Source organism: Desulfosporosinus sp., assembly GCF_014237355.1.
Classification (GTDB): Bacteria; Bacillota; Desulfitobacteriia; order Desulfitobacteriales; family Desulfitobacteriaceae; genus Desulfosporosinus.
In genome coordinates, this window is record NZ_JABZFS010000030.1 from 1 (window position 1) to 8669 (window position 8669).

General features: G+C 43.0%; 5 protein-coding genes. All 5 read right to left on the bottom strand.

Translation table 11 applies throughout. The features are described from left to right. Window positions 1-255: 255 nt before the first annotated feature. Window positions 256-1782, bottom strand: a complete 1527-nt coding sequence (locus tag HGJ98_RS06355) for a hypothetical protein (protein WP_291350226.1) — start codon at window positions 1780-1782, stop codon at window positions 256-258. A gap of 216 nt (window positions 1783-1998) precedes the next feature. After that, the gene (locus HGJ98_RS06360) at window positions 1999-4389 is read right to left on the bottom strand and encodes a hypothetical protein (RefSeq protein ID WP_291350227.1); all 2391 of its coding nucleotides are present in this window, start codon (window positions 4387-4389) and stop codon (window positions 1999-2001) included. A gap of 360 nt (window positions 4390-4749) precedes the next feature. Next, window positions 4750-5436 carry a hypothetical protein gene (locus HGJ98_RS06365; RefSeq protein ID WP_291350228.1) on the bottom strand — a complete coding sequence of 229 codons (687 nt, stop codon included), beginning with the start codon at window positions 5434-5436 and terminating at the stop codon, window positions 4750-4752. Between the two features lie 13 nt (window positions 5437-5449). Continuing rightward, on the bottom strand, window positions 5450-7189 hold the full coding sequence (locus HGJ98_RS06370) for a hypothetical protein (protein ID WP_291350229.1): 1740 nt from the start codon (window positions 7187-7189) through the stop codon (window positions 5450-5452). Window positions 7190-7699: 510 nt separating this feature from the next. After that, entirely contained in the window at window positions 7700-8494 is a 795-nt protein-coding gene (locus HGJ98_RS06375; RefSeq protein WP_291350230.1) for a hypothetical protein, read from the bottom strand. Window positions 8495-8669 lie beyond the last annotated feature (175 nt).

Here is an 8669-nt window from a genome sequence, read left to right on the forward strand (position 1 = left end):
AAACCGTACATCTTGAAATGCTATTGACATAAAAGAGCTTGATGGGCTAATTAAAACTGATTAAAAAATAAGAAAAAAGTCCAATGTTGCCTAACCTGAATTTTAACTGCGTGGTTCGTTCTATGTTTGGAAATATCTGAAGAAGATCAATTTGCCTGATTGGTAAAAACAGGTTAATATTTCAGTTCTTCTTAACATTGTATCCATAAAGCTTTATAAGCTAAATGTGTATTTGCAAAGAGTTTGGTGCAAAATTCAGGAATTAACTTGTTCAATATATACTGGGGTATCAGTAATTTCTAATGATAAAATACGATTAATAGTTGAACTTACCTCTTCTTTGCCAAAGACGTCTGTTATATGTGCTTTATTAAATCCAAAGTTAAATTTAAATAGTGTGGGTGGCTGCTCTTCTCCATAGTAAACATCCCTTCTCTCCCAAAGAACATATATCTTCTTATCGTTATGTTTCTTGATTTCATATAGATAGATATTTTTATCTTTATGAGAGATTCGTTTTATTGACTTGATATCACGCAACTTTGATGTCATGCGTTGATAGATATAAAAAATAGGCCTTTTATTAAAATTGCTATCGGTTAATTCGAGCTTTCCAAAAATAAGGCTAAACTGACCTTTTCCCCTCCCTTTTGAAGAATTTAGATCCCAATAGTATAGTTTTTTCACTCCCTCTGCCAATATAAGAATATGGCGCTGGATCATATCTCTGCTTTGAATTCTAAATCTTCTCTCTTCTGCCTCTTTAGGACAGTTTCTGGTAAAAGCACAAAAAATTGGATCTTTTTGGAAGGCTTCTTTTGCTTCTTTCATTAATCTACCTTTTTGTTTCCGTAATTCTTGTGAACGCATTTTTAAGCCACTTTCCCTTAGGGCTTTATTTAAAAAGACTTGATATTGTTTTAAAGTCACTGGTGTGGGACCTCCAAATTCTGTAACAATTATCTCTTTGTCCAAATTTAACTTTTTTGAACATTTTTTAAACCATTGTATTCTATGTGGTATGTTATACAATTGGCCATAAAGATGGAGGTCGAAATAATCAAAATAATCACCAGCATTTTTCAATACATAATTAATAATTTCTATATTATTTGGCTTTCCTGTTTTACTGTTGAAATCTCCTGCATGTCCACCCATCACAACAAATGCCTCGGGATCAGCATCCTTAACTGCTTTATGAAATACTTTCAGGCAATCTATATATTGTTCCTTTGTGCCCGCCCAGTGACCAAGTAGGTTAATCTCCCAGTCAGTCTCGAAATATTTTACCTTACCTTTGCATCTTCTTACTGTGTTATAAATGTATTGATAATAATCATTCATCTTTTTAGGCATAGAACCTTTGGTAAATCCCCCATGGACTTTGGTTGCCCAGTGTGAAGCTGCACTCATGCGCAGATAGCCACTGATATCTTCATCAAGCTGCTTAATATAATTGTCAAGCTGATCCCATTCCCACTGTTCTTTAGTTGGTTGAATATCATACCATCTTCTATTAATATGAAAACTTGTGGCACCGAGTTCTTTAATCAATGCGGATACATCATCACCAAAGTAAACAGAGCCGTAAGCTATACCGAACGGGCTATTTGAGAAAATTATTTCGTCGTACTCAGACCTTTTTGCCAAAGCTTGAAGCATGCTCAATGCCTTGTTTACGGCCTGATTAGCTTTTACTAACTCTTGTTTTTTATAAAACTGCCTACCTTCTGAAATGATTGCCTTGATTTCAGTAAGCTCGAAACCCTCAGCTTTTCTCATCGAATATAGTCTCAGGACTTCGCGGTATTTATCTTTGATCAACTGGCAAGAAATATCTTGGCCAAAGGAAGTTGGAAAAGACGACGTTAAAACGTTAAACAAGGTTAATAATGACAGGACAATCAAAGATAAAACGAAAACCCTTTTCACTGATCTATTCCTCGCAACAAAGTTTTCTCAGTAATCAAGCTTGACACAGTTCATGTTCATAGCAGATTACTTTTTATAATCAACATCAAATGCATCAATGAATATAGCGCGCCCCAAGGAATCTGGATTTTTCAGGCCACTTACCTCAATAGTTATGGTATGAAGTCCGTCATCTAAATCTGTTTTACTGTATAAAGTTTGTTGCCACTTTCGCTGCTGGCTGTACAAGTCCACTGTGCCCTCAAAAGTGCTGTCGATGTAAATATTCGCAATCCCACCCTTTCTCCCCGTCTCGCCAATCCAAGAGACCGAGTCTCCTAAGAAATAGAGCGAACCCTTAGCCGTAGGTGCCACGGAGTAAGCCAGATTTGCACCGCTTGCCAGGAAATGCTCATAATACTTCCAATCGCCCTCATAAACTATGCACTCGCTTTTCTCTTCATGGCGATGGGGTGTCAAAACAAGTTCCCAAGAATCCCCACCATTGGTCGAGCTATACACACCGTCCCAGGCTCCTACAAAAATTGTTTGATCAATTGGATAGTCAGGTGAAATTGCAACTGGATAAACATAGTTGTCCCGCAGCCCCTTGTACTGCCAGCTTGCCCCGCCATTTGTGGACTTAAAGACACCATAGCTCTTAGTAGCAGCAAAAACCGTCTTATCAGCTTCGTAATTGGGGGATATTCCGATGCCCCTAATCCCCATGTCCCCAATGCCATTGTTGACCGGAACCCAGGTTTCCCCTCCATCAGTCGATTTGAAAGCACCTTTTTCAGTGGTACCTGCGAAAACAGTCCTATCGGTTTGATAGGACGGGGAAACTACCAGCGCAAAGATATTTTGATCCTCAAGGCCAACACACTCACAAAGATTGCCTCCATGCAGAGACCGAAAAACTCCTCTTTCTGTGCCTACGAAGAGTGTTTGATCATTGGTGTAATCTGGTGATATAGCCAAACAACGGGACATAGCATAATTCGCTGAGATTGGTAGAAAAGAATCACCGCCATCAAGGGATTTGTAAAGTGGGAAAAGGCCATTACGCCCATTACCAGCGAATAATGTCTGATCATTGTGATAATCTGGGGAGATAGCTAAAGATCTGATGTAAACCCAGTCGTCTTGACTCACTTCTAACGATTTCCAGTACTTCCCTCTGTTTGTTGACTTAAAAATATTTGGAAAAGCACTCAGAAAAATTGTCTCATCTAAGTCAAAAGTAGAGCTAATAGCCAAAGCTGCAACAAATATGTGAGATAGCCCCGTGTTCAAAGCCTTCCAGGATGTGCCTATATATGCAGACCCATATACACCACCCCCATAACTTCCAGCATAGGCCGTTCCATCGTCAGCATAATCTGGACTCGCAACTATCGTGCGAATAAATTTTTGGTGGTAAACATTTAGATGATTCCACTTGCCGCCACCATTTTTCGACCTGTGAAGACCTTCAAATGTTGCGAAAAAAATCGTTTGGTCATTTTCATAGTTAGGTGAAATACTGAAACCAAGATAATGAATGCTGGTTTGTTTCGTCTTTTCATCCAGGCCTTCACTCGCAGGAATCCAGGATGCTCCCCCATCGGTCGACCTAAATGCTCCTTCATCCTTTGTAGCGACGAGAAGCGTTTGGTCTTTATGGTAGTTTGGGGATAGAACCAAAGCTGTGGCGAACAGGTCAGTAATCCCCTCGCTTTTATTCTCCCATGATTGTCCACCATTCAATGTTCTCCATACCCCGTCGCCCCAAGTTGTTGCAAAGACCGTTTGGTCTTGGGTAAAGGATGATGAGACAAAAACCATCGTTACATCCAGATTTAACAGACCACTGTTACAGGAAGCCCACAAAAGACCGCCGTTTGCTGATTTAAACACACCCCTACCACGCGTTCCAATAAAGATAATCTGATCATCGTCAAAAGAAGGGGATATGGAAAGGCTGGCAACATCTAGGTTTGATAGGCCTGAATTACATGGGCTCCAGGAAGTACCCCCATCGCTTGATTTAAAGACACCTCCACCCTCCGTTCCAGTAAAGATAGTTTGATCTTTAGCAAAAGAAGGGGATATGGAAAGGGTAGTAATATGCAGATTTGTTATTCCTGAATTGCACGGGCTCCAGGAAGTACCCCCATCGCTTGATGTGAAGACACCCTCGCCACGTGTCCCGACAAACATAATTCCATCACTTGCATAATCTTCTGATATGACGATGCAAGTGATGCTAACGTACGGAAGCCCTAATTGCGATGGATACCACGACAACCCAGCATCATCGGATCTCAAGAGAAAATAGTCAATATGCATCAAGCTGCAAAATACTCTGCTGTCTGAAGGAAAGTTAGGACTGACAGCAACTGTTCTTATAACATCATGTGGGGAGTGGGCCAGGAGATCACTGTTAGCAATTAAAAGCAAAGGAATAATAAAAAGAGCCACTTGTATCTTCTTCATTTTTCAAACCTCCCAATAAAGTTAATTCTAACTAGTTAATAAGGTTGCAATATTGTCATTATCCACATTGATGACCTTAACAAGTTTGAAGCCAAGTTTATTCCTTTGGTTAATTTGCGAACCAATGTACAAGGCTCCTTTTATTAAAATGATTTAAGAAAATAACTCGGAAAAATCGACCATCCTCGGTTAAAGGATATATATCCGAGTTAGACCACAGCCACGGCAAGCGGAAGAAGCTGCCTCTAAGCTGTTGGACAGTTTCCATCAGGCGGTGCCGAGTTCGGGATGTAGAAGGACGATTCGAAAGCCGCATATTACCGTCGTTTGTGAACTGCACTATGGCGTTAAGCAGTTCAATCACGGAAGTACCTGTAAGATCATAAGCGAGGAAAAATCAGCAACGAATGCATAATCTTCATGTACAGAAACGCCTTTTGATACCCCTGGAGTCCTATAACTCGTAGTATAGGTTGGATGTGCCGGATTCGATACATCTAGTACTACAAGCCCATCATAAGCGACATAGGCATAATGGTTATTTATCGCCACATCTCTTTCTGAGCCGAGAGAGATATTGAAGTTGGCAAGCTCGTGTGGATCTTTTGGATCTGCAGCATCAATTATCACCACGCCATTATTACCGTCAGCTATATATATGTAAGGATCGTCGCCGGCCAGGCCATATGAGTAACCATCAGTTTCGAAAGATCCTATTAAGATTGGGTTGTAGGGATCTGATGCATCAATAATTTGTAAGCCCGCTGTTCCGGCCGCCACGTAGACGTATGGATAGCTGACGTGGATTCCGGTAGCCTCTCCGGGGATTGAATAACTTCCAATTAGACTGGGCAAGGATGGATTTTGCACGTCAACGATCTGCAGGCCGTTGAGATTGGCGGCAACAAAAGCGAGGTTGTCGAATTCTCCCCAATGCCCAGCCCAGACATCAATAGCGTAGTCGTGGGTATCGTGCCGACCTAATAATTCCAAATGGTAAGGATCGGTGACATCGAGAATATACAGTCCGGAGAGCCCATCGGCCACATAGGCGCAGTCTTCATAAACAAACACCCCCTGTCCCTGATCTGTTTTCCCAACCAGGTAATGGATAATTACTCATTAATATCGGCTCAATGGGGACAGAAACATCGACTATAAATAATCCTGTCTTACCACCCGTCACATAGGCTCTTCCACTATCATAGAAGACATCGTATGTTTCATCTATACTCCAGTACTGTCCAATAAGGGATATATCGCCAAAATTAGAGATGTCCCAAATCGTGAAACATCCGGTCCAACCATCGGCCACATAAAGTATCTGGTCTCTTACATCGATGCGATAGGCGAAATCTTCGGTGTCTTTATGCCCCACCAGTTCTAGTTCGTAAGGATCAGAAACGTCTATAATGAAAAACCCCTTATTTAAATCAATCACATAAGCGAAGTTAGCTTCCACATCTAAATGAAAAGCCATATTGAGGGAAAAAGAATCCATATAGATAGGATTGTGAGGATCCGAGATGTCAATGCTAACCAAACCATTTTCACCAGCGGCAAGATAAGCTAAACCATTTCTCACAAAGATGCCGTACCCATTATATGATGCCAAAGAGGCTATTAGTTCAGGTTTATGCGGGTTTGATATATCAAAAATAGCTAAGCCAGCTTTGCTATCTGCAATGTAAGCATATTCGCCTGATAGATCGATATCTACCGCATCACCGATAGTGTCACTTTGGCCAAGGAGCAAAGGATCTGAAGGTGTTGAGACGTCTACTATTTGCAAGCCATTTTCCATGTCGGCTACATATGCGTAGTTGCCTTGTACGGCAACTGCTCGGGCACTGCCGGCCGTATCAACGCTACCTACCACCACGGGAGCAAAGGGGTTAGAAATATCCACTACCTTCAATCCCGTCCAATCGTCTGCCAGATAGGCATAGAAACCAACGACATCGATCCCCCACCCTCTGCCCTGGGTATAAACCTTGCCCAGAAGTGCCGGCTGGGTCGGATCGGAGATATCCATTATGCCTACCCCATTCCAGAAAGCGCAGTAAGCATAGTTGTCGATTGCCTTTACATCAACCACACCTGTCCAGACAGCACTGCTGACATAGCCTACTCCTGAAATGGTAAAGGGGATTTTCTTAATATCCACCTTCCATTTACCACCTACGTATTCCTGCCAGGAGATGTAGATATTGCCGACATCATCGGCTGCTACAGCGGGATTGGTGCAATGGTTAGAGGTATCGCTCACCGGAATGCTATTCTCCCAACTGCTACCTCCGTCAAGGCTCATGCGCAAGCGAATTTGCCCTACACCCATGTGGTTTTCCTCATAAACAAAGGCAACACAATCATCACCTACAGGAACGGCGCTCGGATTCCACGCCCCCACATTACTTGTAACCAATTCTTTTTCTTCGCTCCAGGTCATTCCGTCATCACTCCGAGTGTAATAGACGCCAAAGGTTCCGGACCGATTGTCCGCCCACAAAAGGTGAAGTTTGGAGCCGGAGCCAACAAGGGAGGGGTCTCGCGATTCCCCTGCTGCATGAGTAAGTTGAGCCGCGGTGTTCCAGATGCCGCTACTACCAGAAGTGTAACAAATTTCGTTACTTAGGTCGTCGTAACTATACTCCTTCCAGGCGACGTGGTTGGTCGTCCCCTGAGTAGCCATAGTAGGTTGCTCTATGTGGTAGCCGGTTAAAACCGGAGTGCTGGATACGACGGTGTCTCCCTTCAGCTCACGATAGGCGATATTTTGGGTAAAAGTGCTCCAGACCACCTCCAGGTAGTCTCCATTGAATGATAGACTGGGGTTCAGGTTATTCCCCTTTGTTATATCCTCCACCAGTTCGATTTTTGGGTGCCAGCTTTCACCTCCATCCAAACTCTGCTTCAAAAATATCTTCCAGATCTTATCCGTAAAGCTGCTCCATGCCACGGCAACTTTGTCCCCATCCGCTACAATAGCTGGTGAGTTCGACTTGGCACCGATATTTCCCAGCAGCGTCTTCTCACTCCAGGTATGGCCTCCATCGTTGCTCTGCTTGTACAGAATATTCCAGCGCCCCTGGTCGCTCATCCAAACCAGATGGACGTTGTCGCCACTGACAGCAATAGCAGGCTTAATGGATCCTCTTTTCCTGAGATCTGGCGGGACAATAAGCATCTCGGAGAGCAATTTGCCCTCGGCCGTAGGTGTTTTGAAATCCAACAACTCCGCTACCGTGGGTGCGATTGAGGTGAAATCCTTTTGTTTATCCCCAATGACCAAATTCTCTTGAATATCGGGTCAAATAGCCAGAAACAGTAGACTGCGGCACCCGTAGCAGCTATCACCATGGCCCTTAAAGCTGTCACTGTGTCGCCCGTAGGATGTGGTGATGATAAGAGTTGTTTTGCCGGCATAATGAGAATCGCTTTCGATCTTTTCATGTAGTTTATATATGATAGAATCTAGGTTCTTAATAGCATTGATATATGCCTCCCAGTCGCCGGTCCAGGCAGTACGGTCGATTTCAGCGAACTCCACCAGAACCAGCGAGGGGTGGTAAGTATCCATAACCATTTCTAACTTCAGAGCCGTTTTTTTGTCACTGGCTCTCCTGTCGGAGAAGGCGAGACTTGGGGCATAGGAGGAACCGTAAAGGGGACTCAGGCTGATACCAATATTTTCGGTATCGGCTCCGCCGCCATTTATGACCCAGGTCTTCTCCTTAGCGACATCAAACTTTTTGCGGTAATATTCAAAGACGCTGGGTTCCTTCTGAATTACATTAAGTGTATAACCGCCCCGATAGTTCAAAGGAAGGAACTGTTCGATGCCGCTGGTGATGGTAGCTATAGCCCCGGTGGAAGTAGCCGTTTGGCCTGTGTTATAGAAGTGTCGATATATGGTGCCCATAGGGCGAAGGTTATTCCAGATATTGGGGATGTACTGATGAGTAGGGTCTTCAAAGGCTTCCTTGTTCCTGAGGCCATCAATAACAAAGATAAAAACATTTTCAGTTTCATAGGCTCCGCAAGTTGAGTATAAAAGCGTTCCGATTAAACCTGAAAGTATCGCAAACAAAACTAGTTTTCTCATGCCATGTCCTCCTTAGATTCTTTGGTTTCATAGTTATAAATGCTTATCAAGGTTCCTGCAAGAGCAACTAATAACCAGTAAGTCTGATCGACAAAAAAACCAGTGGTATTCAAGAAAAATGTATACCCGCAAAATGCAGCAAATATTGCAGCTACTAAATACCTTACTTTCCCAG

What these genes read in the sequence shown, in the direction of transcription:
- HGJ98_RS06360 (WP_291350227.1), bottom strand. Translation starts at nt 4,389, where the DNA reads ATGAAGAAGATACAAGTGGCTCTTTTTATTATTCCTTTGCTTTTAATT.
- HGJ98_RS06375 (WP_291350230.1), bottom strand. Translation starts at nt 8,494, where the DNA reads ATGAGAAAACTAGTTTTGTTTGCGATACTTTCAGGTTTAATCGGAACG.
- HGJ98_RS06355 (WP_291350226.1), bottom strand. Translation starts at nt 1,782, where the DNA reads ATGAGAAAAGCTGAGGGTTTCGAGCTTACTGAAATCAAGGCAATCATT.